This window comes from Parendozoicomonas sp. 209JJ7-1 (genome assembly GCF_058147085.1).
The window spans coordinates 43,322-68,322 of record NZ_JBYVJU010000004.1; the positions used below are offsets into that span (position 1 = coordinate 43,322).

Annotated in this window: 27 protein-coding genes; 13 read left to right on the forward strand and 14 right to left on the reverse strand. The window is 50.9% G+C overall.

Going from position 1 to position 25,001, the window contains the following annotated elements:
* Positions 1–393, reverse strand: coding sequence for a type III secretion apparatus assembly protein SctX (gene sctX / locus ACY2RQ_RS05255; protein WP_490111907.1), 393 nt, complete (start codon positions 391–393; stop codon positions 1–3).
* Positions 394–529: 136 nt separating this feature from the next.
* Between sctX and sctC the strand changes: the two genes are divergently transcribed.
* Positions 530–2,485 carry a type III secretion system outer membrane ring subunit SctC gene (gene sctC / locus ACY2RQ_RS05260; RefSeq protein WP_490111908.1) on the forward strand — a complete coding sequence of 652 codons (1,956 nt, stop codon included), beginning with the start codon at positions 530–532 and terminating at the stop codon, positions 2,483–2,485.
* On the opposite strand, the gene ACY2RQ_RS05265 is transcribed toward sctC, so the two are convergent.
* The 7 genes from ACY2RQ_RS05265 to ACY2RQ_RS05295 form a co-directional block, all read right to left on the reverse strand.
* Complete coding sequence (locus ACY2RQ_RS05265; RefSeq protein ID WP_490111909.1) at positions 2,478–3,230, reverse strand: HrpE/YscL family type III secretion apparatus protein; 753 nt, start codon at positions 3,228–3,230, stop codon at positions 2,478–2,480. The two genes, sctC and ACY2RQ_RS05265, sit on opposite strands and share 8 nt — an antisense overlap.
* A complete protein-coding gene (locus ACY2RQ_RS05270; protein ID WP_490111910.1) occupies positions 3,227–3,883 on the reverse strand; it encodes a SctK family type III secretion system sorting platform protein in 657 nt (218 codons plus the stop codon). The genes ACY2RQ_RS05265 and ACY2RQ_RS05270 overlap by 4 nt, the downstream gene beginning before the upstream one ends.
* On the reverse strand, positions 3,883–4,713 hold the full coding sequence (gene sctJ, locus ACY2RQ_RS05275) for a type III secretion system inner membrane ring lipoprotein SctJ (RefSeq protein ID WP_490111911.1): 831 nt from the start codon (positions 4,711–4,713) through the stop codon (positions 3,883–3,885). Before sctJ ends, ACY2RQ_RS05270 begins: the two co-directional genes overlap by 1 nt.
* 85 nt (positions 4,714–4,798) lie before the next feature.
* A complete protein-coding gene (locus tag ACY2RQ_RS05280; RefSeq protein ID WP_490111912.1) occupies positions 4,799–5,227 on the reverse strand; it encodes an EscF/YscF/HrpA family type III secretion system needle major subunit in 429 nt (142 codons plus the stop codon).
* A 131-nt stretch (positions 5,228–5,358) separates the two neighbouring features.
* On the reverse strand, positions 5,359–5,736 hold the full coding sequence (locus ACY2RQ_RS05285; RefSeq protein ID WP_490111913.1) for a hypothetical protein: 378 nt from the start codon (positions 5,734–5,736) through the stop codon (positions 5,359–5,361).
* 9 nt (positions 5,737–5,745) lie between these two features.
* Positions 5,746–6,072: a TyeA family type III secretion system gatekeeper subunit gene (locus ACY2RQ_RS05290; RefSeq protein ID WP_490111914.1), complete on the reverse strand. Its 327-nt coding sequence runs from the start codon at positions 6,070–6,072 to the stop codon at positions 5,746–5,748.
* On the reverse strand, positions 6,065–6,793 hold the full coding sequence (locus ACY2RQ_RS05295; RefSeq protein WP_490111915.1) for an HrpJ domain-containing protein: 729 nt from the start codon (positions 6,791–6,793) through the stop codon (positions 6,065–6,067). Before ACY2RQ_RS05295 ends, ACY2RQ_RS05290 begins: the two co-directional genes overlap by 8 nt.
* Positions 6,794–6,811: 18 nt before the next feature.
* On the opposite strand from ACY2RQ_RS05295, the gene ACY2RQ_RS05300 reads away from it, so the two are divergent.
* A complete protein-coding gene (locus ACY2RQ_RS05300; protein ID WP_490111916.1) occupies positions 6,812–6,952 on the forward strand; it encodes a hypothetical protein in 141 nt (46 codons plus the stop codon).
* A 9-nt stretch (positions 6,953–6,961) separates the two neighbouring features.
* On the opposite strand, the gene sctB is transcribed toward ACY2RQ_RS05300, so the two are convergent.
* From sctB to ACY2RQ_RS05330, 6 genes are all read right to left on the reverse strand, one after another.
* Positions 6,962–8,059, reverse strand: a complete 1,098-nt coding sequence (gene sctB / locus ACY2RQ_RS05305; protein WP_490111917.1) for a type III secretion system translocon subunit SctB — start codon at positions 8,057–8,059, stop codon at positions 6,962–6,964.
* Between the two features lie 38 nt (positions 8,060–8,097).
* A complete protein-coding gene (gene sctE / locus ACY2RQ_RS05310; RefSeq protein ID WP_490111918.1) occupies positions 8,098–9,855 on the reverse strand; it encodes a type III secretion system translocon subunit SseC family protein in 1,758 nt (585 codons plus the stop codon).
* A 5-nt stretch (positions 9,856–9,860) separates the two neighbouring features.
* Positions 9,861–10,355: a SycD/LcrH family type III secretion system chaperone gene (locus ACY2RQ_RS05315; RefSeq protein ID WP_490111919.1), complete on the reverse strand. Its 495-nt coding sequence runs from the start codon at positions 10,353–10,355 to the stop codon at positions 9,861–9,863.
* Between the two features lie 27 nt (positions 10,356–10,382).
* Entirely contained in the window at positions 10,383–10,931 is a 549-nt protein-coding gene (locus tag ACY2RQ_RS05320; protein ID WP_490111920.1) for a hypothetical protein, read from the reverse strand.
* A 77-nt stretch (positions 10,932–11,008) separates the two neighbouring features.
* Complete coding sequence (locus ACY2RQ_RS05325) at positions 11,009–12,427, reverse strand: hypothetical protein (RefSeq protein WP_490111921.1); 1,419 nt, start codon at positions 12,425–12,427, stop codon at positions 11,009–11,011.
* 123 nt (positions 12,428–12,550) lie between these two features.
* On the reverse strand, positions 12,551–12,994 hold the full coding sequence (locus ACY2RQ_RS05330; RefSeq protein WP_490111922.1) for a CBS domain-containing protein: 444 nt from the start codon (positions 12,992–12,994) through the stop codon (positions 12,551–12,553).
* Positions 12,995–13,152: 158 nt separating this feature from the next.
* Between ACY2RQ_RS05330 and ppa the strand changes: the two genes are divergently transcribed.
* From ppa to purD, 11 genes are all read left to right on the forward strand, one after another.
* Positions 13,153–13,677, forward strand: coding sequence for an inorganic diphosphatase (ppa, locus tag ACY2RQ_RS05335; RefSeq protein WP_490111923.1), 525 nt, complete (start codon positions 13,153–13,155; stop codon positions 13,675–13,677).
* Between the two features lie 113 nt (positions 13,678–13,790).
* A complete protein-coding gene (dsbD, locus tag ACY2RQ_RS05340; protein WP_490111924.1) occupies positions 13,791–15,659 on the forward strand; it encodes a protein-disulfide reductase DsbD in 1,869 nt (622 codons plus the stop codon).
* A 124-nt stretch (positions 15,660–15,783) separates the two neighbouring features.
* Complete coding sequence (gene aroQ, locus ACY2RQ_RS05345; protein ID WP_490111925.1) at positions 15,784–16,230, forward strand: type II 3-dehydroquinate dehydratase; 447 nt, start codon at positions 15,784–15,786, stop codon at positions 16,228–16,230.
* A 75-nt stretch (positions 16,231–16,305) separates the two neighbouring features.
* Complete coding sequence (gene accB, locus ACY2RQ_RS05350) at positions 16,306–16,767, forward strand: acetyl-CoA carboxylase biotin carboxyl carrier protein (protein ID WP_490111926.1); 462 nt, start codon at positions 16,306–16,308, stop codon at positions 16,765–16,767.
* 19 nt (positions 16,768–16,786) lie between these two features.
* A complete protein-coding gene (gene accC / locus ACY2RQ_RS05355) occupies positions 16,787–18,127 on the forward strand; it encodes an acetyl-CoA carboxylase biotin carboxylase subunit (RefSeq protein ID WP_490111927.1) in 1,341 nt (446 codons plus the stop codon).
* A 152-nt stretch (positions 18,128–18,279) separates the two neighbouring features.
* Positions 18,280–19,167: a 50S ribosomal protein L11 methyltransferase gene (gene prmA, locus ACY2RQ_RS05360; RefSeq protein WP_490111928.1), complete on the forward strand. Its 888-nt coding sequence runs from the start codon at positions 18,280–18,282 to the stop codon at positions 19,165–19,167.
* 107 nt (positions 19,168–19,274) lie between these two features.
* Entirely contained in the window at positions 19,275–20,405 is a 1,131-nt protein-coding gene (locus ACY2RQ_RS05365; protein WP_490111929.1) for a zinc-ribbon and DUF3426 domain-containing protein, read from the forward strand.
* Between the two features lie 146 nt (positions 20,406–20,551).
* Positions 20,552–21,541: a tRNA dihydrouridine synthase DusB gene (gene dusB, locus ACY2RQ_RS05370; RefSeq protein ID WP_490111930.1), complete on the forward strand. Its 990-nt coding sequence runs from the start codon at positions 20,552–20,554 to the stop codon at positions 21,539–21,541.
* Complete coding sequence (fis, locus tag ACY2RQ_RS05375) at positions 21,538–21,846, forward strand: DNA-binding transcriptional regulator Fis (RefSeq protein ID WP_490111931.1); 309 nt, start codon at positions 21,538–21,540, stop codon at positions 21,844–21,846. The genes dusB and fis overlap by 4 nt, the downstream gene beginning before the upstream one ends.
* 185 nt (positions 21,847–22,031) lie before the next feature.
* Positions 22,032–23,618: a bifunctional phosphoribosylaminoimidazolecarboxamide formyltransferase/IMP cyclohydrolase gene (purH, locus tag ACY2RQ_RS05380; RefSeq protein WP_490111932.1), complete on the forward strand. Its 1,587-nt coding sequence runs from the start codon at positions 22,032–22,034 to the stop codon at positions 23,616–23,618.
* Positions 23,619–23,702: 84 nt separating this feature from the next.
* Positions 23,703–24,983, forward strand: coding sequence for a phosphoribosylamine--glycine ligase (purD, locus tag ACY2RQ_RS05385; RefSeq protein ID WP_490111933.1), 1,281 nt, complete (start codon positions 23,703–23,705; stop codon positions 24,981–24,983).
* Positions 24,984–25,001 lie beyond the last annotated feature (18 nt).

Genomic DNA, 25,001 nt, shown 5'->3' on the forward strand with positions numbered 1-25,001 from the left:
TCAGGCGGGAATCAGGATATTACGGGCCATGGTGGCCATAGCATCAAGGTCAGCATCCTGAGTAAGCAGGTTCTTCATCTCATTCAGAAGAGCTTTGTCACCATCACTCAGACCATCTGCACCATCAGCAAGCCTGCTGCTAACCAGATCGCTTAAAGAACTGCGTATCTCTCTGTTGTCTTGGGGGGTGTAAGAGTGAAGACGATCTCCACGAACAAACTTCATCAGCTGATCAGTGGAGTCATTGGCCGCCAGGGCCTTTTCCGTATGGGCAACAATAGTACTGCCCGCCGGCTTGATAGCTGATTTGGACGGCATGGCCGCATACTCAGTGCCCGTAGTATGACTGACACCCACCAGTCCGCTACTGATATCTCCGATAGCCCCAGCCATACTTCCCTTCCTGATAAAGATTCTTTTCTTTATTGAAGCTTGAAAATCACTTCCATGCAGAATTCCAGATGGTTGTATAGACTTGCTGTATTGACAGCAATTTTTCATAAAGGGCAATTCCCGCCCGGATGCAGGCATGGACGCACGCTTCTTGTTAATACTCAATAAACAGCTTATTACCGGGGCCTGTGGGAGGAAGACAAGGATTCTTCCCCTCCTGTTTCTGGCCATTCTGGGCATCGCGCCACTTTCTATAGGCAATGAGCAAACTGTTCCTTTCAGTCCCTGGGGGGATGAATCTTCGCAGGATTCCGGCTTTATCCAGGAAGACCAGCGTCAGAAACATATTGTTCAGCCCGGCGAAAGTCTCTCCCGTATTGCGGAAATGTATGGCATTCCGACTGCTTTGCTGGCCCATCACAACGGTATTCCAGATCCAGAAGATATTCTGGTGGGTCAGGTTATTTATCTTCCAGGGGATGAATACCCTGAAGAGCTGTTACTGCCGGAAGAAGCGCCTGCAGCCGGCGAAGAGATAGCAGCAGCACCGGAGCCGGAAAACAAATCCGCTGAAAACAGCGCCCAGGGAGGTTTTGATACCCGCCCCTACGCCTATTACGGCAATAGCGAGCCGGCAGCGGACGTACTTCGTAACTTTGCCGCCAATTACAGTATTCCTGTGATTATCAGTAACGCTGTAAGTGGCGTTGTAAACGGCCGTATCGGCCCCCTCTCTCCCGTTGATTTCCTGAATAAGGTAGCCCAGCTTAATGGCCTGATCTGGTATTTCGATGGCAACACGCTCTATGTATATAACAGTAATGAGATAGAGAAGCAGATCCTTAACCTGCAATATATGGGTTCTGAAGAGTTCAAAAATACCCTGATAGAAATCGGTATCTGGGATAACCGTTTCTACTGGCGGGCCAGACCGGAAGAGGGAATTATCTATCTCTCTGGGCCTCCCCGGTATATGGAACTGGTCACTGAAACCGCTAGTCTGCTGGATTCTAAAGCCGGAGCCCGGCAAAGAAGCCGACAAACAGTAAAAGTCTTCCCCCTGCGTTATGCCTGGGCTGACGATCGGAACTTCAATTTCCGTAGTCAGGAAGTGGTCATTCCCGGTGTAGCCACTATATTGCGTCAGATTGTTCAGGGTGGTGGGCTTGGAATAACTCCCGGCGCCCCGGCTTCACCGACGTCTCGCTCAGTGCCTGGCCTTCCCGGAGCCACGCCAGCAGGGGCAACACCTGCCCAGGCTGGAACGGCTGCACAAGCTCCACCAGAGAGTGTGTTTATCAATGCTGATCGCCGCCTGAACGCAGTGATTATCCGCGATCTTGAATCCAAGATGACCATGTACGAGAGCCTTATCAATACTCTCGACAAGCCCCTGGCCCAGGTGGAGATTAATGTTTCCATCATTGATATCAATACCAAGAACCTTGACCAGCTGGGTGTTAACTGGCGACTTGGTAAAGAATCCAAAGATTTTGTTCGCTTTAATCCCTTTAAGACCGATGACAACAGCGTTCCCAGCAACACTTTCAGTACCATTATTAATATTGCGTCTGGCAAGCTGCTCGCCACAATCAACCTGCTGTCAGAGAGTGATGACGCCAAGGTACTGGCCCGGCCTTCCGTACTAACCCTGGATAATATGGAAGCTGTTCTTGATAACAGTCAGACCTTCTATGTAAAAGTCGCCGGAAAAGATGCCGCAGAGCTGTTCCCAGTTACTTACGGTTCAGTGTTGAAAGTCACCCCTAGAATCGTAAATGAAGTAACCGGCCGTAAATTGCACTTAAGCGTCAATATTCAAGATGGCGGGCAGGCCACAGAGAACACAACCCAGGTTGATAATATTCCAGTGGTGAAAAACAGCTCGATTAGTACACAGGCGGTGATAGATGAGAATGAAAGTCTGCTGGTTGGCGGTTACTACTACGAATCAGATACCAAGAAAAACAGCAAAATCCCCCTGCTTGGAGATATGCCTTTTATTGGCCATGCCTTTAGGAATAAAACCGCGGATAAGAAGAAAAATGTCAGGTTGTTCCTGATAACACCGAGAATCGTCAACCTTATGTAAACCAGGTTGTATCATCTTCCTGTTTTTTATTCTCAGTCTCAGAAAGCGATTCCCCTGTGGAATCGCTTTCTTCTGTATGGTGCCCCTCTGCCCACGGTTTATCACTCTCTTTCACCGCATCCATGGTCTGGGCAGACAGCTGGCCAAAGCTGTTTCTTAAAGCCTGAAGTTGAATATCAATACTTGCGTCAACAACACCAATTTTGCTCTCGATAATGCAGCTGCCGGATTTTAACCGCGGATCTGAAACCGGATTTAAAATACCAACACCTTTGTAACCGGACAGAATCTCCGCAATCTGCTCTTTTACATAGCTGAAATGGGCAGGAGGAACCCTGACTGAAACCTGCCGCTCATTACGAACATGCTGCAATCCGCTTTTGATCAGCCCCACAGTAAGGGCACGGTCATCAAAACCATCAATAATTTTACTGACGGCCGTCATAAGAATATCTGCCAGGGACGCTTCAACATCCGCTAGATAGCTGATGGACTGATCAACCATTTTCATCATCTGTTCAGATTGCTCCATCCGGCTTTGCATCAGCCCATCCTGATAGCCCCGCTCTTTCTCTTCCTGATAAGCCTGCTGTGCCTGCTCGACTATCTCCGCAGCCTGCTCCCGAGCCTTATCAATAAGATGGGTGGACTTTTCCACAACACCATAATCGGCCGCACGAATCACTTTTTGGCCCGGAATCAGACTGAAATCCTGTTTTTGAATAGTAAAAATATTCAGGCTCATTGGATAAACTCTTTCATTAGTTTTTTCAGCATAATTCCCCCCAGTCTCACGACATCCGGTGAATAACCTGCAGCACTGCCAGCATAGAAATAATCCTTACTGGCCATGGGAAATTTAAATAACAGACGCTTCTGGAAGGCATCGGTTTCCTGCCCAAAGACAGCTCCCAGCAACCTGACACCCGTGCGAAAAATATGTTTCTTCAATTCATCCGGATTATTCCAGTCAATAGTAAAACCGGCATTGAAGCTCTCAGGCAAATTACCCGCGATAAATGGGCCTTTTTTAATGGCATAGTGATAGCTGTTCTTGCCAATACACGCTTCAACAGCCAGACGCTCCTGACGCTTGACCACTGCTTTTAAAAGCGGACCGTTCAAGGCTAAACCGGCATGGAAAACAATGGGGGTTAAAAAACGCCTGCTGGCCAGAGCCAGCTGCTTTTCTCCACGGGAAAAGTCCATATCTATTTTATCCCGCAGATCGTAGCTTTTCAGAATATGCTTTGATGCCCAGCTGGAAGACTTTTCATTCTCCTGCAGGAACTGAATAACACTGTGGTGGGGAAGACTGTCCAGCCAGGTATTATCAATATACCCGGCCGGTGAAAAATTAAACTCAAGAACAGGGATAAGCTGATTGGTATCCATCATCAGGCCTCAACACTATCCACCTCGACGGAATCAGCCTCAACTTCGTCATCAAAATCCTCAGCGGGCTCCCGCAATTTCTTACGGGCTGTCCACCAGAGCCAGAACAGCACACCAGCACCCGCCAGCGAAAGGAGGAAAAGCACCAGAAGGGTAGTAAACAGCAAAACCAGACGTGATGAAGATTCTGGTGTCACATCAATAGACATCACAGTTTCCAGCTCCTGGGGCAGTAATCCACCACGCTCAGTGGCCACCTGAGCCGAGGGGAACAGAGAGACAGTTATCTTATCCAGGGACAGGCCTTCAATACTGTTGGCTACCAGGGTTTTCACCTTGGGCACAAATCCGGCCAGTTCCAGCTCCGGCGTGTACTTGATAAAGACGGAAGCCGAGGAAGGGAAACTGTCTTCACTGCCCGTACCCTGCTCCTGGGGCAGCACCACATGAACCCTGGAGGTAAGGACACCGTCAATCATGGAGAGGGTCGCGGACAGCTCCTGGGACATTGAATAGGTATAACGGGCCTTTTCCTCAACAGGAGAGGAAATCAGGCTGTCTTTGGGGAAAATATCACTGACCGAGGAAAAGCGGTCTTTGGGCAGCCCATGACTGCGCAGCAAACGAATAGCACGGGAAACATCATCAGAACCGATGGTGAGGGTAACAATACCGTCCTTATCAATGGCTTTATCTGCGGGAATATTATTATCCAGAAGGATGGCCAGCATATCATTGCCTTCCCTCTCTGTCAGGCCGGTATAAAGCTGAACCTTACAACCTGCCAGCAGTAGCAGGCACAGACTAAGGGCAATAATTCTGATTCTCTGCACAACGCATTCCTTTGCGTAAACAGGCCATCCCCGATGGCATAAGAAAAACCGTGATAGGAAACGACTACCTTCTGTATTGCTGCGATTACTGCTGCTTCATCATGGTTTCTACGGTCTGGGTCGCCTTACCAACCACCTTACCAATCAGGTCCTGGGTCATCATCAGATTGGTCATGGCTTTTTGTGTACTGAACATTTCTTTCATCGACATAATTTCATCGGAGTCCAGCATGGTGTCTATCTTTTGACTGCGGTTGTCTATGTTTTCTTTCATACCCTGAAAGGCATTCAGGATTTTGTCACCCAGATTATCCGGAGCGTCTTTCAGTTCTACCGGGTTGCCCTGAATGTTGGTCTGGCTTTCATTCTTGAAGCCATCTTCAAGCTGGGAGTTAAACGCCTGGGCATCCTTCTCGTCGGGTTTCTCCGCGAGCTTCTCAAACTGCTTCTGATCCTGTTTCGTTAACGCTTTTTCTGTAACAGAACCGATGTTGTTGATTCCTGGACCTGGCATAACTGCCTCTCCTGGCACTGCAACTGCAGCTTAGTGTGCTTACCAAAAAGTCTAGTCAACGGGTTTGCTTAGAAGAGAAGTAAAGGAATGGAACATTACGAAATGAAAACTGATAACTCAGTTCGTATTGGTTATGAAGGGGACAGAGTGTCATGCATTTTCATCAAATGCTGGAGAACATCTTCGATTTTGGGGGCATTTAGTTCTTCAACTGACAGATGAACAAGGAATATCAATTGATTCACATCCTTTAAAGTACACTGAGTGTCGTATTTACGACTCTGGTGCCAGTGACATAATTCCAGCGCTTTTCCCGGTATTGTATCGAGAGCGAAGTCCGGAACTTCCCGCATCAGATAAAAAAGCACGCCACTCTCATCAGGATCTATAAAAAAATCCCCACCCTGTTCAAAGGAGAACTGCATGGCTCCACTCTCCGGAAAGGGCATATTGTCGATCCCCAGAGTCCGGTTAAAGTCTTTAACAGCCGATTCCAGCAACTCTCTCATGCCACCGCCTCAGATATCGAAATCCATATCAAAGCCATCATCGTCATCATCCTGCGCTTCTTCCTCTTCCTCCTGCTCAATCAGGTCATCAAGGGCTTCCTGAGCAGCTTCCAGAATATTTTCCCGATGATCGGCTTCTTTAAAATACTGTTCCGGAAACTTTCTGTAGGTTTCCAGAATCTGGTTTACCACAAAGATTTTCACCCCCAGCCTGTCATCAGGCACCCCCATCTTTCCCGGAATAGCGTCGATGTCACCAGCGGATATCCAGCGTTGATTCAGAAGTCGCAAAACTTCTTCTATCAACACACCGTCCTTAATGCCGTAATCATTCATCTTCGGCTACCAGCTTTCTTGTCGAGGCCTCATTCTGTTTGGCCAACTCAATAAAGGTGCGGGTTCCAAAAACAATTTCCAGTTGGTTTCTGACATGTAGAAGGTGGGCAGAATCAACCGATGGCGTAAGGGCAGACATCTCAATCGACAAGGTCTCCATCAGCCATGATGTCGCTTTATCAATATTCTCGTAACCAAATTTATCGCGGGCATAGTTAAATGCGTGAAACGGGCTTTCCAGCTCAGGAACCTCCGGAGATTCCGCAGACAGGTCACTAAATGCAACCCTCGATAAATCCCTTAAATCCCCAACAGAACCATAGTCATCCTCTTTGGCGAAGTTCTCAGCACTGGCAGAAACATTTAAGCCAAGCTGAATATCCCGTTTATTTGCATCATAAAACCCTGAAGCATATTCGTTGAGCTGATTGACAAGCTCTTCATCATCAATCATCTCCATGGCAAGTTCTAGAAGAAGGTGCTGATGGGAAACATCCCCTGAATATTCCTGAGAGAACTCTCTGATCTGCTGTTCGGTAAGCTGACCGTTTCGCTTGGCATTCTGCAACTGTTCCAGAAACTTCTCAGCTTTTTCTGCACCGGGAAGGTCAGGCACCGTCTGCTGTTTTTTCTGCAGCTCTTCCTGAAGTTTTTTATCTTTCTTGTCGTCTTTATTTTCAAACTTGAGCTTGGAAGACATCACCATAGATGATTCTTCCAAAAAGGATTGCGCGGACTGTTGAACAGAAACAGAGCCAAACTGGTTATGGGAGCCCTGAGCTGTTTTGGCAGCACTTTCGCCCGAGCCCTGATGCTGGACCGCTCCAGCACTCACCGGCCCTCTTACACCACCAGCATCCATGACTCTTTCCTGGGTTAAAAACCTTAATCAGATATTGCGGGTAATATTCTGCTGGGTTTGCAGATACTGATTCCATGTTTGAGAAAAGGTATCCCTGGCCTTGGAACTCAGCTCCTGGGCCATCTGCATCTGATCCTGCTCAGTCTGCTTAATAAAGCGAGCCTGTTCTTCCTGAGCCCTTAACTCCGTTGACTGAGCTTCGTGCAGACCAGCTTTATAGTGCAGCGTGGAAGCACCAGCTTCCCCCAGACCCTCAACCATACGGCCCATTGCACTCCACTGCTGGGCAATCATCTCACCGGGGTGTGCCGTTGAACCGGCCTGAGCAGCCGCCTGGTCTGCCTTCAGACCTTTCATGGAACCAGCCATCGACAATGAAGCAGAAGCAATTTTTACCGCGCCACTGACACAACCAGCCACAAGTTTCGCCGTAGCTGCGCTGCGCTGCTCCTGAGCCTGGGCCTTGATTTTTTCCACCACGCCCTGATTCGCCATGTTTCGGCCCTGTCGGGACATTTTTCTCTGATCCACGCCCATTTCATGGAACAGAGCCATAAGCATGAAAAAATGATTCATGGTGCCGACCTCATCCTGCCCCACTTCAAAAGGCAGGCCGTTAACTGATGCTTCTACACCACCATCCTTATTGAAGGCCAACTCAAGGTTGTCTTCCCCGACATTAAATATCATGTTGCCTTTCTCAAAGTCTGCATGAAAACTCTTGCCATCAACTTGGCCGGAAAAGCCGGTTTTATCTTGGGAAAAACTGATGTTGTTAACATCCGCTCCCGCAGGCTTGGAGTGCACAGGCTTTCCTGCATTTTGCAGCTGACTCTGTAAAGAACCTTTTGGTGACTGGGCAACCAGCTGATCCAGACTTCCCATAGCAGCCTGATAACTGACAACCGTTGGGTCCGATGCAGGAGCATTCAATACGGGTTTAGGGATACCCTGGGTAACTCCTTCCATGGCTGACTGTCGCCCCTGGTGCTGACCAACCTGGAGGTTATCTCCCGCCAGATGACCAGCCTTTGGAGATTCTACCTTGGACTGAGGAGCAACATCCCCCAGCCGAGGACGCTCAGGAGGAATGGCCCCCTGCCCTTTTGAAATTTCCATGCTCATGATTTCTACTCCCTGATACCCATCAACTTCCGATGATGTCAGATATTTCTGGCAATCGTAAATTTATTGGTCAGCGCCTGTGACAGCATATCTGATGCTACCTGCTGCCCTTCACCGATTTCCTGAATAACGCGTTGGATAGCTTCCATCCAGTCTTCCATCTGCAGCTGCATCTTGGTCATTTCCGCCAGGTCATCCGTTGCAGAGGCCTGATACATCTCACCCTCATACCGCTGAACAGCAGCGCTGGTTGTTGCCGCACCATCCGTAGCCATGGAAGCCCCCTGCATAAAGTTGGCGATATGCCTGGCGCGACGGAAATACATGGTTTTCTTGGAAATTTCCGTCATCTGTTTGGTGGTTTCCTTGGCGGTATCCTTGGCAACATCCGCTGTGGATTTAGCAGCTTCTTTTGCAGCCTCTTTGGCACTTTTTACTGCAACTTTTGTGGCCTGAACTGCAGCGTCATCCGCTGCGTCAGTCGCGACTTTCGCTGTGGCTTTGGCGGTTTCCTGTGCAACATTCGCAGTCTGATTGGCCGCCTGCTGGGCAGTCTGGGCGGCGGCAGTGGCTCCCTGCTGAACAGCCTGACTAGCGGTATTAGCCGTCTGCTGGGCAACCTGACCGGAAACGTTAGCGGTTTGCTGAACAGTCGTGGTTACTGCATCCGTAGAGGCCTTACTGGCTCCCCCGGCCAATCCACCGCCCAGGGAAAGGGCAGCTGCAAGAATCGCCCAGGCCAGGCCAAGCACCAGTTCTACTTTATCGTCTTTGATCAACCCGCCCAGGTTTGTCATCCAGTTTCCCGTATGCTGGGAAACCGTAAGGGCCACCATGACAACACAGGCCATAATCAACATCACACCGGCTTTGGCACCGACGCCTGTGGCAATAGTGACTGCGGCAACCACAACCGCAAGAGCCGTTGCAATTGCCCCAAAAACTTTTCCAATAATTCCCGATGTCTTGGCTTCCCGCATTTTTTCCATGGCTTCTTTCAGCTTCCCGATACGGGTTTCATGAAGCTGTGAACGCTTCAACCGACCTGTACGAATGGCCTGTTCATCAAATTTAATGCGGGTATCCTGAAGTTTGGTCTGCACTTCCATCAGCATACGGGCCATATCTTCAACATTGCCACTGAGCATGGCTTTGGCGAGTTTATCGGTAGCGCCTTTTAATTCCGCCATAACTTCTGGAGGCGCATCTTTTATTGCTTCAATTTTGCCGAAAATTTCCAGAGTCTGGTCCTGCATGGAAGCGAGGGTCTTGGCATCTGCATTCTGTACCAGGCTGTTTACCCCTTCAGCCCAATCAGCCGTTTGCTGTGTACCTTCAGGATTACGACCCATGCCATCGCCACCCTGCCGGCTCTGACCTCCGGCTCTTTTCTTTCTGCCAGCGCCATAAACTGTTGAGCTGCCGCTCTCCTGCCCCTCGGTATCAAGACCACCATCTTCTTCTGCTGACAGCTGACTCATAAGTTCATCGAAAGTGGACATCATTTCCGTGGAATTCATAGCCTGACCGACCTGGGCCTGCATGGCCGGAGTGACAGCCTGACCATAATCGACACTTGGCTTGGGCAAACGAATGTTTCGCTCCCTTCCCCCTGCCAGCGGCGCGCGTCCGGCATCTTTGTGGGAAACAGAGTTCTTACCGGAAAAACCTCTGCCTACCTGATGTGCAGACTCTGCCCGACTGGCTTTTTGCTGACCGGCCTTTCCCTGGCTGGACACTGGCCAGCTCTGGGGAGTCGCTCCCTGGTCAGTCCTGATGCCACCGCTACCACTCATAAGCTTTAGTCATCCTCTTCCATAACCATGCGGGCGCTCTCGGCCATATTGGTGGCCCGAATTTTTTCGTCGGAAAACTCTTCCTGACTCCCTGCCCACTCTGAAGCGGTTTCATAGGCAACCTTGGCCGCGCTGGCTTTGCCCATAGCCATGTGACAGTCACCTATATACAGCATGGCCCGTGGGTCATCGGTATCCAGGGCGCTGGCAAAACTGAACAGTTCAATGGCTGTTTCAAAGTCCTGCTGCATCATCTGGCAGGCACCCAGACCAAGAAAATATTTCTTGTTGTAATGATCATAAAAACAGAGGAACTGGAAAACTTTCTTAGCTTCGTCGTAACGGCCTCCCTCGTAGAGATTGAAAGCCACGCTGTAAATAGCTTCCATTGACTCATCACTGAGGTTTTTCAGCTCTTTAAACGTCCCGCCCCGGCTGAAATAATCCGCCAGAAGACCATCCACTTTGTCCTGGGACCAATCTATATCATTCGTATCCACTGGCTGCCCTCCTTTGCTATTCCAGCGTCAGATATTTTTGATAATGTTGTCGCCGCTTCTGTAGTACTTGGATATAAACTGCGACATCATTTCGAACGTTTGGTTGAACTTTCCTGAAGTGGACTGAAGTTTGGTCATATCCAGCTGGGATGAGCTGGTTAAGCTTTCTGTCCAACCTTTCATATTTTCTATGGCCAGATCCCATTCCCCGGCATTCAGCTCATACTTCTCTTCAGGATTGATCTGTTTGCCCCCTTCTCCCCAGGGAATACTGTTCTTCGCGAAAAAGTCTTTCACTTCCTGGGGCATTGTGGTTTTCTCTTCTTCCTTGGAGCCTTTCTTCGCCGCCCTTGCTTTCGCCATAATGCCGTTGGCTTCCTTGAGCTTCTCGTTTTTACCGCGAACCTCCTGGACCTGCTCTCGCAAAGTTTCTTCCAGCAGCTCGGCACGTTCACTCATAATGGCCAGCATCAGTGAATCCAGATTGGCCTTATCAATAAAGCTCTGGTTAATGGGAGCCCCGGCCGCTGAATTAATCAGCTTGACCGTTTTCTGCATCATTTGCTCGCCAGTCATTGGCTCGCCAGCCCCTTTTCTGATGTCGTCCTGCGGCATTGGCTGGACTGAATTTGAACCTTGAACAGTCCCCATACCTAGTCACCCCCATTTCTGCTGCCTACCTGCGTTCTGGCAGGTGGAAGATGATGCGATTCATACCAGCGTTCCAGGACCCCATGGGTTTCCTTAGCCATAACCTGTGCCATCAAACCGTCTGCATCAGTAACGGGAAGGCCAACTCTCTCAGCAGCTCTCTGGAACAATTGCGCTGCAGATGTTCCCTGGTTCTCAATACCTTGCTGTGAAGTCGCTAATCTGCCATCACGGTTGATGATATCCGCCAGTTCATCAATCGCCGCCCTGGTTATCGCGTTCCTGACAACAGCAATATCTTCCGGATGCAAACAGTGCGTTCTATCAGCCTGCGCAAATTTGTCGTTATCATGGATATAAGCAAACTTCATGGCTGATAAACGCGTTCGCAACCCCAGTTTTGTATCCTCTGGCGTTTTGCTGTCTTGATGACTCAACTGCAAATCACGAATATGGCGATCTTCATCAAACTTTATTAAGTCTGTTCGGCTGCGGGCATCTTTAACTGTAGAATCCGCTAAAGCCGGTGTACGGGGCAGAGGCCTCACTTCTCCCGGTATCTGATTTTCACGCAGTCTCCGATTCAGCTCATCGGCCTGTTTTTGCGCCATCTGCTGCTCATGCAGGCGTTGCCTTTCTTTCTCATCAGAAGGCTTAGTCCCTCCATTACCCGGAGGGCCGTCCTTGCCACCTCCCTCAGGTGGTTTGCCTCCCCCAGGGGGAGGCTTATCATTATCTTCATTTTTTGGAAGCTCAGGCTTTTTCTCAGGCGCAGGTGTTTTCTTCTCAGGAGCTTCTGTCAGCATGGGGTTATCAATAAACCCGTTGGCAAAAATAATCATAAATGGCCCGGCACCTATAAGAGCTACCGGGAAAACGCACCCTACGCCAATACAGACACCAATACCGACCAGCCCCACTGCCACCTGAAGCTCCCGGTTATTCATCAGGAATTTAAGCCCCTGCAGGAATTTCTTGGTTTTACTGGTTTTAGGATCTAACGTTCCGTTCTTCTCCCACTCAAGCACTTTTTTCTGGGCATCTTCCAGTGACATAGGCCCTTTACCATCATTAGGGCCTTCAAAAATAATTTTTCCTCCCTCTAACGGAATTACTCCATTAGGGGGGAGTACTGGCAATGGAGAATTAGCAGGGTTTCCGTTATTTAAAGGACGACCTGAGTTATGAGGCTGAACATTTCGCTCTCTTACAGGCGTACCCATAGAGGAATCAGAGTCAGACTCTGACTCTGATGATTCAGAAGTGTTTCCCGGAGGAATACGAGGAGTCACCTCAGTGGTTGAAACAGTACGACGTCCAAAGCCTGCGGGAGGATTAGAATTTTCCCTGGAAGGCTCCGGTATCGGAGATGCAGAATCTGGTCTGCGAATGGGAGGACTCCCTCCAGCACCACCAGCCATATAAAATTCTCCCTGTCTTCATCAAGGGCAGGTACAATATCCCTGCCCATGTATTTTGTTTAGCTTAGATGATGAAGAATAAGAGAGGACTCTCTATAACAGTCTGAAAACGTCGGTTTTTCGTCAGGTTTCTCCGGAAATATTCTTCTGGCCCGAAAGCTCCACCGGCTTCTCGTAATATTCCAGAACGGCGGCCATCAGGTCTTTGGGACTGAGCATCCCGACCAGTGAACCATCCTCCTGGAGAACAGGAATACGCAGGGCCTTCTCAGTCATACAGCGTTCGTAAGCATCAATAATACTGTCAGAGGCCGTGGTGGTAACAACATGTGTCTCCATAAACTCGGAAACCAGCCCGCTGCCCTGAGAGTAATAACTGCCGGTCAGGGTACCCGACAGACAATCGGTTTCCGACAGAATGCCCACCAGCTTCCCTTCCTCACTGACAACCGGAGCGGCGGTAATATTGTTTTTCAGCAAGACCCGAATCGCTTCGACAATATCAATATCCGGAGAAAGAGTGATTATTGAATGAGTCATACATTCGTCAACGAGAATCGAACGCATAGTTTTACTCTCCTGAAACGCCGGTAGCCCGGCTGCCATCCCTCTTACTGCTATAGCTTCCCGAAACAGGACTGGCAAGAAAAATTGGCTGGCCGCCCCCCGGCAACTGGCCTTATAATCCCGCGACCTTTATACACAAAAACAGGGGTTTTCACCTGATGAGTTTCGACAGTATCGCTCCCGGCAAGGATATACCCAACGATTTGTACGTTGTTATCGAGATTCCGGCCAACAGTGATCCCATCAAGTATGAGATCGACAAAGACACCAACTCCCTGTTTGTAGACCGTTTCATGTCCACACCCATGTTCTACCCCGCCAACTACGGCTATGTTCCCCAGACCCTGGCTGATGATGGCGACCCTCTGGACGTGCTGGTAGTCACCCCTTATCCGGTTGCTCCTGGTTCTGTAATCCGCTGCCGTCCTGTTGGCATGCTGAACATGTCCGACGAAAGCGGCCAGGACGAAAAGGTTATCGCCGTTCCCCATGACAAGCTGACCAAGATTTACAGTGACGTACAGGAATACACTGACCTTCCTCCCCTGCTGATCAAGCAGATTGAGCACTTCTTTGAGAACTACAAGGATCTCGAAGAAGGCAAGTGGGTGAAAATCGACAGCTGGCAGAACAGCGACGCGGCCCGCGAGGTTATCCAGAAGTCTGTTGCTGCCTACAAGTAACCGATACGGGTGGCAGCCCTGCTGTCGCCCGGCTTTGGAAAGGCTCAGGAATCCATTGCCCTGCGGTGCGCGTAAGGCAACAATAGATAACAGTAACAACGAGCACCTGGCCAATGCAGACATACTCCAGACTATCTTTTCCCGGTTTATTCCTTGTTCTTTTTGCCTCACTTTTTATCCCCTTGGCTGGTCAGGCATCCGGATTTAACGCCCTGTTCGGTGGCAGCTCTTCCAGTGAATCAGAATTCCTCCCTGTAGAAGAAGCCTTCAAAATAAGCGGAACGTTGACTGGTGATGTTGTGACAATCCACCTTGATGTCACTCCGAAACACTATCTTTACAAGCATATGATCAGCTTTGAGGCCGTTGATCCCACCAAAACCCGCATGGGTACCCCCGATATTCCTGCCGGTGCAACCAAGTTTGACCCGTTTCTTAAAAAAGAAATAGAAACCTACCCGGAATCCATTGATGTTCAGATTCCCATTGAAACCACCAGCAACTTCCCTGAAATCATCGTAAATTATCAGGGCTGTGCTGACGCCGGGCTTTGTTATCCCCCCAGCAGTCTGAACATCATCCCGGTCGTTAATGCAGACCAACCATCAGGCTCCACCTCTTCTGCACCTGAAGCGGCGGTTAACACAGACATAGATGATGGTTTCCTTTCAGCCCTGCTAACCAACCAGGGACTGTTCCGTATTTTGCTTCTGTTTTTCCTTGGTGGTCTGGCGTTGACATTTACGCCCTGCGTTCTGCCGATGATTCCCATTGTTTCTGCAATGGTCGCTAACAGCCAGGGTTCACGGACTCACAATATTCTGCTTACCGCCTGCTATGTACTGGCCATGTCCGCAACTTATGCGGTTGCCGGTATGCTGATGGGCTACTTCGGTGCCAGCCTGAATCTGCAGGCGCGGTTACAGTCCCCCTGGCTGCTGATTCCTTTCGCGACCCTGTTTGCTGTACTGGCTCTGTCCATGTTCGGATTGTTTGAACTGCAACTGCCGGAAAAGCTGCGGGATAAGCTAACCCGTGCAGATCAGGCTACAAGCGATAAACGCAAAGGCACCTGTACAGGGGCCGTTCTTGCGGGGATTTTCTCAACTCTGCTGGTATCTCCCTGTGTATCCGCTCCCCTGGCAGGAGCACTGGTTTATATCAGCAGTACCGGAGATATGGCTATTGGCGGTCTTTCCCTCTTTGCCCTTGGCCTGGGTATGGGCACACCGCTGTTTATTATTGGCATTGGCGGTGCCAGCCTGCTGCCTAAAGCGGGCATGTGGATGGATGGTATTAAAGCAGCCTTTGGAGTGATGTTACTGGGGGTTGCCGTATGGATGCTGGAGCGCATGATTCCCGGGCCTGTTACCCTTCTACTGTGGGGGACGCTGGCCATAGGCAGTGCGGTTTATCTTGGTGCCCTCGATTTCAACAAACGCCAGGGCTGGCAGGCTTTTCGGCAGGTCATTGGCTTACTGTTACTGATTTACGGTGCCACACTCTTCGTTGGTGGTATTCAGGGTCAGAGTGACCCTCTGCGGCCTTTAGGTTATTCCAGTGGCAATACCACTCAGATAATAACTGTAAACTCAGCAGCGTCCTCAGAAAGCCATGGCGGGTTTGTAACCCTGACCACCAGCCAGGAACTTGATCAGCAACTGACCCAGGCCAGACAAGCGGGCCAGCCGGTTTTTATCGACTTTTACGCTGACTGGTGCATTTCCTGTAAAGTCTTTGAACGGGAGGTTCTCAGCCAACCGGAAGTTATCAACACTCTGACTCCCTTCAAAAAAATACGCCTTGATATTACAGCGAACTCCGCCGATCAGCGCAGTATTCTCACAAAATATAATCTTTTTGGTCCACCAGCCTTTATTTTCTACAATTCTGCCGGAGAAGAGCTGAAATCCTTGCGAAAACAAGGCGAAATTGACGAAAAAATTTTTCTCTCCCTGCTAAAAGCCACGAAAAAAAGTTGATATATACGGGCAAAATCCAGGAAAAATAACGCAACACGTCAATAACGTGCTGTAACATGGGGAAGATAGACGCGGTTACACTGATAGGGCACAATGCTTTATTAAAAATGGCTAGAGCTTCCCGATGGCAACGATTCTTGTACTGCACGGTCCGAACCTGAATCTGCTGGGCACCCGCGAACCGGGTGTCTATGGCACGGTTACGCTTGATGATATTAATCAAACCCTGACCAGCCAGGCACAGGCCGGCGGCCATCAGCTTTCCCACTTCCAGAGCAATGCTGAGTATCAGCTGATTGATCGTATTCATGCTGCGAAAGATGAAGGGATTGAATTTATCATTATCAACCCTGCGGCTTTCACCCATACAAGTGTTGCCCTGAGAGATGCTCTGCTGGGCGTATCCATACCGTTTATTGAGGTCCACCTCTCTAACGTTCACGCCCGGGAATCCTTCCGCCACCACTCGTATTTCTCTGATGTGGCTATGGGTGTGATTTGCGGTTTAGGTTCAGCAGGCTATGAATATGCACTGCAATCCGCCATCAGCCACCTCGAACCTTCTCCGTAAAAGGGGCTCCGAGCAAAATCCCAGAGTCCTTTACTGAACTTTCCCTTTGACCTTTAGAACTACCCGGAATTGATCATGGATATCCGAAAAGTAAAAAAATTGATCGAACTCCTCGAAGAGTCCGGTATTGATGAACTGGAAATTCACGAAGGTGAAGAGTCCGTTCGCATCAGCCGCAGCTCCCGGAGTGCAGCGGTTCCCGTTCAGCAAGCTGTTGTAGCCGCTGCACCCGTGCCTGCCGCCGCACCTGTTGCTGCTGAAGCCGCGCCTGCTGCAGCTGCTCCGGCAGAAGCCGCCCCCTCCGGTCACCAGGTTTGTTCCCCCATGGTCGGCACCTTCTACCGCTCTCCGTCACCCAACTCCGCAGCTTTTGTTGAAGTTGGCCAGCGCGTAAAAGAAGGTGATGTTCTATGCATCGTTGAAGCTATGAAGATGATGAACCAGATCAAGGCCGACAAAGCCGGCACGATCGAAGCAGCTCTGATCGAGAACGGTTCACCTGTCGAGTTTGACCAACCCTTGTTCACCATCGTCTGAGCGGGCAGGAACCTAACCCATGCTGGAAAAAGTTCTTATTGCCAACCGGGGCGAGATCGCCCTGAGAATCCTTCGCGCATGCAAGGAAATGGGCATCAAAACCGTCGCCGTACACTCCAAGGCTGACGAAGACCTGATGCATGTCCGGCTCGCCGACGAAACCGTCTGCATCGGCCCTAACAACGCCACGGAAAGCTATCTGAATATTCCGGCGATTATCAGCGCCGCGGAAGTGACAGACTCTGTCGCTATCCACCCCGGTTATGGTTTCCTGGCAGAAAACGCGGACTTTGCCGAACAGGTTGAGCGCAGCGGATTTACTTTTATCGGCCCCTCTCCGGATGTTATCCGCATGATGGGTGACAAGGTTGCCGCCATCAAAGCCATGAAAAAGGCTGGCGTTCCCACGGTTCCCGGCTCCGACGGTCCTCTGACTGATGACCACGAGCGCAACCTGAAAATGGCCCGGGAAATCGGATACCCGGTCATTATTAAAGCGTCCGGTGGTGGCGGCGGTCGCGGCATGCGTGCCGTTCACCGTGAACAGGCCCTGCTGAACTCCATCAGCGTGACCAAGACTGAAGCTGGTGCAGCCTTTAACAACGACGTCGTATATCTGGAGAAGTTCCTGGAAACGCCTCGTCACGTTGAAGTTCAGGTGCTGTCCGATGGTCAGGGTAATGCTATTCACCTGGGTGACCGGGACTGCTCCCTGCAGCGCCGCCACCAGAAGGTTATCGAAGAAGCTCCGGCTCCCGGCATTCCCGAAGAAGCCCGCCAAAAGGTTTATAAAGCCTGTACCGATGCCTGCATTGATATCGGCTACAAAGGCGCGGGAACCTTTGAATTTCTGTACCAGGAAGGTGAGTTCTATTTCATTGAAATGAACACCCGTGTACAGGTTGAGCATCCGGTTTCCGAGGAAATCAGCGGCTTCGATATCATCAAGGAACAGTTGCGTATCGCCAATGGTGAACCACTGTCTGTTACCCAGGATGATATCAAATTCACCGGTCACGCCATTGAGTGCCGTATTAACGCGGAAGACCCGAAAACCTTTATGCCCTCTCCCGGTAAGCTGACCCAGCTGCATATGCCCGGCGGCAATGGTGTGCGGGTAGACTCCCACCTTTACAGTGGCTACTCCATTCCACCGTTCTACGACTCCATGATCGCAAAAATGATCACCTGGGGCCCGGATCGTGCAACCGCACTGGCCAGAATGCGTAACGCCCTGGATGAGCTGGTGATTGAAGGTATTCGTACCAATACGCCTTTGCATAAAGAACTGGTACGTGACCCCAACTTTATTGAAGGCGGTGTAAATATTCACTACCTGACCAAAAAGCTGGAAAGCTGATCTGGCAGCTCCTTCACAGGCTCTTCCACAAAGCATGCATACATGCCAGAAAAGACAGCTGTCGTTTGACAGCTGTCTCTCCTCTCTCTAACCTCCCGGCTCAATTCTTTGCATATACACCTCTTTACACATACAAATCCCGAGTCTCATACATGTCCTGGATTCAGCTGAAACTTGATACCACACCGGAACAGTCTCCCTCTCTGGAAGACCTGCTTCTTGAATGTGGAGCCCTTGCGGTCACCTTCCAGGACGCCTGCGACCAGCCTCTGTATGAACCGGACCTTGGCACAACCCCACTGTGGAACAACCTGCGTCTGTTTGGTTTATTTGAAGCGGATGTTGATATGGACAGCATCATTGCCCGCATTGAAGAAGTCGCTCCCGGCAGCTACAGCGCCCACAGGGTAGAAATTGTTGAAGATAAAGACTGGGAAAGGGAGTGGATGACCCACTTCCACCCTATGCAGTTTGGCAAGCGTCTGTGGGTCTGCCCCAGCTGGAAAGAAATTCCCGACCCTAGTGCCGTCAACCTGATGCTTGACCCTGGCCTGGCCTTTGGCACCGGCACCCACCCCACCACGGCCCTCTGCCTGAAGTGGCTGGATGAACAGAGTCTCGAAAATCAGCAGGTGATCGACTACGGCTGTGGCTCCGGTATTCTGGCTATTGCTGCCCTACTGCTGGGTGCAAAGGATGTGATTGGCGTGGATACCGACCCCCAGGCCCTTGAAGCCTCCCGGAATAACGCCAGCCGAAATAATATCCCCGATGGCCAACTGAAAGTCTGTTATCCCAAAGATATGCCTGAACTGCAGGTAGATGTAATTGTCGCCAATATTCTTGCCGGCCCGCTGATCAGTCTGGCGGAAAACCTGGCCAGCCTTACCAAACCCGGAGGAAAGCTGGCCCTGTCAGGCATCCTGGCGGAACAGGCAGATGATGTTTCCAATTCTTATCAACAGTGGTTTGATATGGAACCAGCCGCCGAACAGGATGGCTGGGTAAGGTTAACCGGAACCCGTAAGCAAAACGACTGATCAACCTCTGTCGTATTAGTGTTTGCTGCTGGAAACTGGCAATATATTATCTGCAAAGATTCTTAGGGATTCTTGGGTTCTGTTGATAATACCTTGACCTGGCAGCCATGCAGACAACAACCGAGACGAACACTTCAGAGACATGGATCACCCGCTGTCCGGAATGCAAAGCCGCATTTCGGATAACCCGGAAACACCTTCTCGCAGCACAGGGTTCTGTGCGCTGCGGTTCCTGCCTGCATGTGTTTAAAGCCCACCAATATATTATCGGCGATACACTGCCGAAAGCTTTACAACCCGGACAATTTCAACAGGAACAAGCCTCAGCCCCGGAACCAAAGCCAGAGAAGCAGAAAGCTCCAGAATTTTCTTCTCCTGACACAAAGACCGGACCTGCCAAACATCAGCTTGACCTGAGTGATGATGCCCTGGGGCTTGAAGATGATCAGCCTTTCCAGAGCTTTTCTGCTGAACCGGATATTGAAGAAGAACCTGATGCTGACGAAGCCTGGGCCAGATCTCTTCTGGAAGATTTAGAAAATGAAGAAGAGGCTAAAGACAGCGAACCTTTAGTCAGCCAGTCTTCTTCAAAAAAGAAACCGGCACCTGAAATCACCGCCAGAAGAGAAGACAGCCAAAAGGAAATAAAGTCTGAAAAGATTCCTCATCAGGAACCAGCAATAACTGCGCCCCCCCAAAAACCAGCCAGCAGCCTGCATAACCTGAATGATGAGCCACTGAATCTCCATTACCAGTCACGTAATCGTTTACATCAGGTTATCTGGCCAGTCGCAAGCTTTCTGGCATTTGTTCTTTTGCTTGGACAATACACCTGGGCCAATTTCAGCGAGCTGTCTCGCACCCCCTATCTGCGCCCGGTTTTTATCAGCCTGTGTAATATGGTTGCCTGCAAAACATCGGATCTGAAAGATCTGTCTGCCATACAGTCCAGTCATATCGTGATTCGTAACGATGGAGAATATAAGAACGCCCTGTCTGTGGATGCCATCATCACAAACACAGCCAACTTTGATCAACCTTACCCCCACCTGTTGATGACCATGACCGGTGCCCACGGCAAAGTTATTGCCAGTCGGATACTTTCCCCCAGCCAATATCTCTCCGGGGAAGCAGCCGGAGCCCTGCTGATGCCTTCCGGGCAGCCAGTGCACTTAGCTCTGAAAGTGATGAAACCAACATCCGCAGTAACCGGAATTAATTTTGATTTTCTGCCCTGAAAAAAGTTTCTTCCGGTATGGCATGCGCCCTCATCCTGCCGGTTTTCAGCTTTATCCGAAGGGGTGAACGGGTTATCATACCCGGCCCAAATACGGTTACTTTTTGACCAGCAAGTTTCCTGAGCAGATTCGAGTGTGAACCCAAATTGCTGAAGATAGGTCCCTATCAGTTATCATCCCCTGTCATTCTGGCCCCCATGGCCGGAGTCACGGATCGCCCGTTCCGCAAGCTCTGTCTGGAGCAGGGAGCCGGGCTGGTTGTATCTGAAATGGTGACCAGCGATGTCCGCCTCTGGAACACCCGCAAATCCCGCCTTCGCCTTGATCACACCGATGAACCCGAACCCCGCTCTGTCCAGATCGCCGGCGGTGACCCTGAGATGATGGCTGAGGCCGCCCGTCGCAATGCCGAAATGGGTGCCCAGATCATTGATATCAATATGGGCTGCCCCGCCAAAAAGGTCTGTAACAAGGCCGCAGGCTCCGCGCTGCTGCGGGACGAACATCTGGTGCGGAATATTCTGACTGCGGTTGTATCCGCTGTAGACATTCCTGTCACCCTGAAGATTCGTACCGGCTGGAATCCGGAACAGCGAAATGGCACCACCATCGCCCGCATTGCCGAAGACTGTGGAATCCAGGCCCTGGCCGTACATGGACGCACACGCAGCTGCATGTACAAAGGGGATGCAGAATACGACACCATCGCCAGCATCTGTTCGGCTGTCTCCATTCCTGTTATTGCCAACGGTGATATCTGCACACCGGAAAAAGCAAAATATGTGATGGAATACACCGGCGCCCAGGCGGTCATGATTGGCCGCGCGGCACAGGGCAGGCCGTGGATATTTCGGGAAATTGCACACTATCTGGAACACGGTGAACGGCTGCCACACCCCACCTTCGAGACTGTCTGCCAGACCCTTTTGAACCATCTGCGGGCTCTGCACAGATTTTATGGTGAAGTGATGGGTGTGCGTATCGCCCGCAAACATGTGGGCTGGTATCTTCAGGTAGATACCGGCTCGGCCGCGTTTCGCAAGGTCTTCAACCAAATGGACACCCCCTCGGCGCAGATTGCCGGAATCAGGGAACACTTTGCGCAATTGATCAAAGGAAAGGAGTTTGCGGCATGACAGTGACTGATATTGCAGCCCAGGATTCAGCCGTTACAGGCTCCGGTCAGCACCTGACCAGCCCTGTTTCACAGGAAACCCAGACACTGCGCGACAGCGTCGAGAAGGCGATGAACAACTACTTCGCCCATCTGGAAGGACACGACGTCACCAATGTCTACAATATGGTGCTTTCTGAGGTGGAAGCCCCTTTGCTGGAGTCTGTTATGTCCTATGTAAAAGGCAACCAGACCCGGGCAGCGGTTATGCTGGGCCTGAACCGCGGAACCCTGCGCAAAAAGCTCAAGCAATATGGATTGCTTTGACACAGTTTTCTGAAAACAGGCGACCTTCCGCCTGTTTTTTTATTCTGCCCGGAAACAGCAACCCTGATGTTGTTTCCCCAATAACAAAATGCCAGGACGGCAGGAAACATCAGAACTACAGGAAAAGCACTTTGGTGCTTAACCTGCAGTGACTTTATAGGCAACTATCCGAAAGCGAGACTGTAATGACTGACAACTCCGGCATTCGCCCTGTACGAAGAGCGCTGATCAGCGTATCCGACAAGCAGGGTGTGGTGGAATTTGCCCGTCGACTGGCGGCTCTTGATATTGAAATTCTGTCCACCGGCGGCACCTTCCGATTGCTGCAGGAGAACGATGTTCCTGTGACAGAAGTTTCTGATTACACCGGCTTTCCGGAGATGATGGACGGCAGGGTAAAAACCCTCCACCCCAAAATCCATGGTGGCATTCTTGCCCGTCGTGGTCAGGATGACGAAGTCATCGCCGCCCATGGCATCAAGCCCATTGATATGGTGGTTGTAAATCTTTACCCCTTTGAAAACACCGTTGCCGATCCTGACTGCACCTTGGAAAACGCTATCGAAAACATCGATATCGGTGGCCCCACCATGGTTCGCGCCACGGCCAAAAACCACAAATATGCAGCGATTGTCGTTAACGCGAACAACTACGGCAAAATTGCCGACACCCTGGAACAGCAGGGTGGATTGGACGACCCCATGCGCTTCCAGCTGGCGGTAGAAGCTTTTGAACATACCGCAGCTTACGACGGCGCTATCGCCAACCATCTGGGTCTGCGCAACCCGGAGCAGCCCGAACAGAAAGCGGACTTCCCTAACACCTTTAGCACTCAGTTCGTGAAAAACGCTGAGATGCGTTATGGTGAAAACCCCCACCAAAAGGCGGCGTTCTACACCGAGCGTAATCCTGCCGATACCAGCGTATCCACCGCATCCGTGCTGCAGGGCAAGGCACTGTCCTATAACAATATTGCCGATACCGATGCCGCTCTCGAATGCGTAAAAGGCTTTGACCAGCCCGCCTGCGTCATCGTCAAACACGCCAACCCCTGCGGTGTGGCTATCGGTACCGATATTCTGGAAGCCTACACCCGGGCTTACGCCACCGACCCCACTTCCGCGTTCGGCGGCATTATTGCCTTTAACCGCCCGCTGGATGCCGGTACCGCCCACGCTATTATCAACCGTCAGTTTGTGGAAGTGATTATCGCGCCTTCCATCAACGATGAGTGCAGGGAAGTCCTGGCCAGCAAACCCAACATTCGCGTTCTGGTCTGTGGTGAGCTGTCTGCGTCCCCCACGCCTTTTCTCGACTTCAAACGTGTAAACGGCGGCCTGCTGGTGCAGGATGCTGACCTTGGCCGGGTAACCGGAGAAGAACTCAAAGTTGTCACCGAGCGTCTTCCCACTGATGATGAATTCCGTGATCTGCAGTTTGCCTGGAAAGTGGCCAAATACGTGAAATCCAATGCCATTGTCTACTGCAAGAACAACCAGACCGTTGGTATTGGCGCGGGCCAGATGAGCCGTGTTTACAGTGCCCGTATCGCCGGTATTAAAGCCGCTGACGAAGGCCTGGAAGTGCCCGGTTCCGTTATGGCATCCGACGCTTTCTTCCCGTTCCGGGATGGTATTGATGCAGCCGCAACTGCCGGTATTACCGCTGTTATTCAGCCCGGCGGTTCCATGCGTGACCAGGAAGTGATCGATGCGGCCAACGAAGCCGGCATGGCCATGGTCTTTACCGGCATGCGTCATTTCCGGCACTAACAAGATAATTTAAGACAATACAAGACAATAAATCGCTCGCTCAGGGCGGCACACCCGCCGCTCTCTTTCAAAGGATCTGCGGTTATGAAAATTCTGGTAATCGGTGGCGGTGGTCGTGAGCATGCTCTGGCCTGGAAAGCTGCACAATCATCCCGGGTTAGTGAAGTTTTTGTGGCACCGGGTAACGCCGGTACCGCCCGTGAAGCTGGTATCTCCAATGTCGCTATTGACGCAACAGATATTGATCGCCTGGTGGATTTTGCCAAAGACACCGGTATTGAGCTGACCATTGTCGGTCCGGAAGCGCCTCTGGTTATCGGTGTTGTTGACCGCTTCAGAAAAGAAGGCCTGACAATTTTTGGCCCGGATCAGGGTTCTGCCCAGCTAGAAGGCTCCAAGGCATTCACCAAAGATTTCCTGGCTCGCCACAATATTCCCACAGCAGCCTATGCCAATTTCACCGAAATTGAGCCTGCTGTCGCTTATGTTCGCGAACAGGGTGCTCCCATTGTGGTAAAAGCTGACGGCCTGGCTGCAGGTAAAGGCGTTATTCTCGCCCAGACCGAAGAAGAAGCGGAAACAGCCATCAAAGATATGCTGGCAGGCAATGCCTTTGGCGAAGCCGGCAGCCGCGTGGTGATCGAAGAGTTTCTGGTGGGCGAAGAAGCCAGCTTTATCGTAATGGTTGACGGCGAAAACGTTCTGCCCCTGGCCACCAGCCAGGACCATAAAGCCCGGGATAATGGCGACACCGGCCCCAACACCGGCGGCATGGGCGCTTACTCTCCGGCCCCGGTTGTTACTCCTGAAATGCATGATCGCATTATGCAGGAAGTGATTTATCCCACCGTAAAAGGTATGGCATCTGAAGGGTACCGTTACACCGGATTCCTGTACGCCGGTATTATGATTGCCCCGGATGGCACTCCCAAGGTTCTGGAATACAACTGCCGCTTTGGCGACCCGGAGACCCAACCTATTCTTATGCGCCTTAAATCTGATCTGGTAGAACTCTGCCTCGCCGGCGCCAATGGTGAGCTTGCAGATAAAATCTGTGAATGGGATTCCCGGGCTGCACTGGGTGTTGTTATGGCCGCCGGTGGTTATCCGGAAAGCTATAACAAAGGGGATGCTATTCAGGGCCTGGACAGCGCCATGGAAAGCCAAGTGTTCCAGGCGGGTACCGCACTGAAAGACGACGCCGTTGTAACAAATGGCGGCCGTGTTCTCTGCGTAACCGCTTTAGGAAACACTGTTGCAGAAGCCCAGGCAACAGCCTATGAGTCCATCAGGAATATCTCCTGGAAAGATTGTTATTTCCGTACAGATATCGGTCATCGCGCTATCGCACGGGAACAGCAGTAATAATTAACATCACGTCAA

Coding starts and splice junctions, on each gene's coding strand:
- sctX (WP_490111907.1), bottom strand. CDS start 393: ATGGCTGGGGCTATCGGAGATATCAGTAGCGGACTGGTGGGTGTCAGT.
- sctC (WP_490111908.1), top strand. CDS start 530: ATGGACGCACGCTTCTTGTTAATACTCAATAAACAGCTTATTACCGGG.
- ACY2RQ_RS05265 (WP_490111909.1), bottom strand. CDS start 3,230: ATGAGCCTGAATATTTTTACTATTCAAAAACAGGATTTCAGTCTGATT.
- ACY2RQ_RS05270 (WP_490111910.1), bottom strand. CDS start 3,883: ATGATGGATACCAATCAGCTTATCCCTGTTCTTGAGTTTAATTTTTCA.
- ACY2RQ_RS05280 (WP_490111912.1), bottom strand. CDS start 5,227: ATGCCAGGTCCAGGAATCAACAACATCGGTTCTGTTACAGAAAAAGCG.
- ACY2RQ_RS05285 (WP_490111913.1), bottom strand. CDS start 5,736: ATGAGAGAGTTGCTGGAATCGGCTGTTAAAGACTTTAACCGGACTCTG.
- ACY2RQ_RS05290 (WP_490111914.1), bottom strand. CDS start 6,072: ATGAATGATTACGGCATTAAGGACGGTGTGTTGATAGAAGAAGTTTTG.
- sctB (WP_490111917.1), bottom strand. CDS start 8,059: ATGAGCATGGAAATTTCAAAAGGGCAGGGGGCCATTCCTCCTGAGCGT.
- sctE (WP_490111918.1), bottom strand. CDS start 9,855: ATGAGTGGTAGCGGTGGCATCAGGACTGACCAGGGAGCGACTCCCCAG.
- ACY2RQ_RS05320 (WP_490111920.1), bottom strand. CDS start 10,931: ATGACTGGCGAGCAAATGATGCAGAAAACGGTCAAGCTGATTAATTCA.
- ACY2RQ_RS05325 (WP_490111921.1), bottom strand. CDS start 12,427: ATGGCTGGTGGTGCTGGAGGGAGTCCTCCCATTCGCAGACCAGATTCT.
- ACY2RQ_RS05330 (WP_490111922.1), bottom strand. CDS start 12,994: ATGCGTTCGATTCTCGTTGACGAATGTATGACTCATTCAATAATCACT.
- ppa (WP_490111923.1), top strand. CDS start 13,153: ATGAGTTTCGACAGTATCGCTCCCGGCAAGGATATACCCAACGATTTG.
- dsbD (WP_490111924.1), top strand. CDS start 13,791: ATGCAGACATACTCCAGACTATCTTTTCCCGGTTTATTCCTTGTTCTT.
- aroQ (WP_490111925.1), top strand. CDS start 15,784: ATGGCAACGATTCTTGTACTGCACGGTCCGAACCTGAATCTGCTGGGC.
- accB (WP_490111926.1), top strand. CDS start 16,306: ATGGATATCCGAAAAGTAAAAAAATTGATCGAACTCCTCGAAGAGTCC.
- accC (WP_490111927.1), top strand. CDS start 16,787: ATGCTGGAAAAAGTTCTTATTGCCAACCGGGGCGAGATCGCCCTGAGA.
- prmA (WP_490111928.1), top strand. CDS start 18,280: ATGTCCTGGATTCAGCTGAAACTTGATACCACACCGGAACAGTCTCCC.
- ACY2RQ_RS05365 (WP_490111929.1), top strand. CDS start 19,275: ATGCAGACAACAACCGAGACGAACACTTCAGAGACATGGATCACCCGC.
- fis (WP_490111931.1), top strand. CDS start 21,538: ATGACAGTGACTGATATTGCAGCCCAGGATTCAGCCGTTACAGGCTCC.
- purH (WP_490111932.1), top strand. CDS start 22,032: ATGACTGACAACTCCGGCATTCGCCCTGTACGAAGAGCGCTGATCAGC.
- purD (WP_490111933.1), top strand. CDS start 23,703: ATGAAAATTCTGGTAATCGGTGGCGGTGGTCGTGAGCATGCTCTGGCC.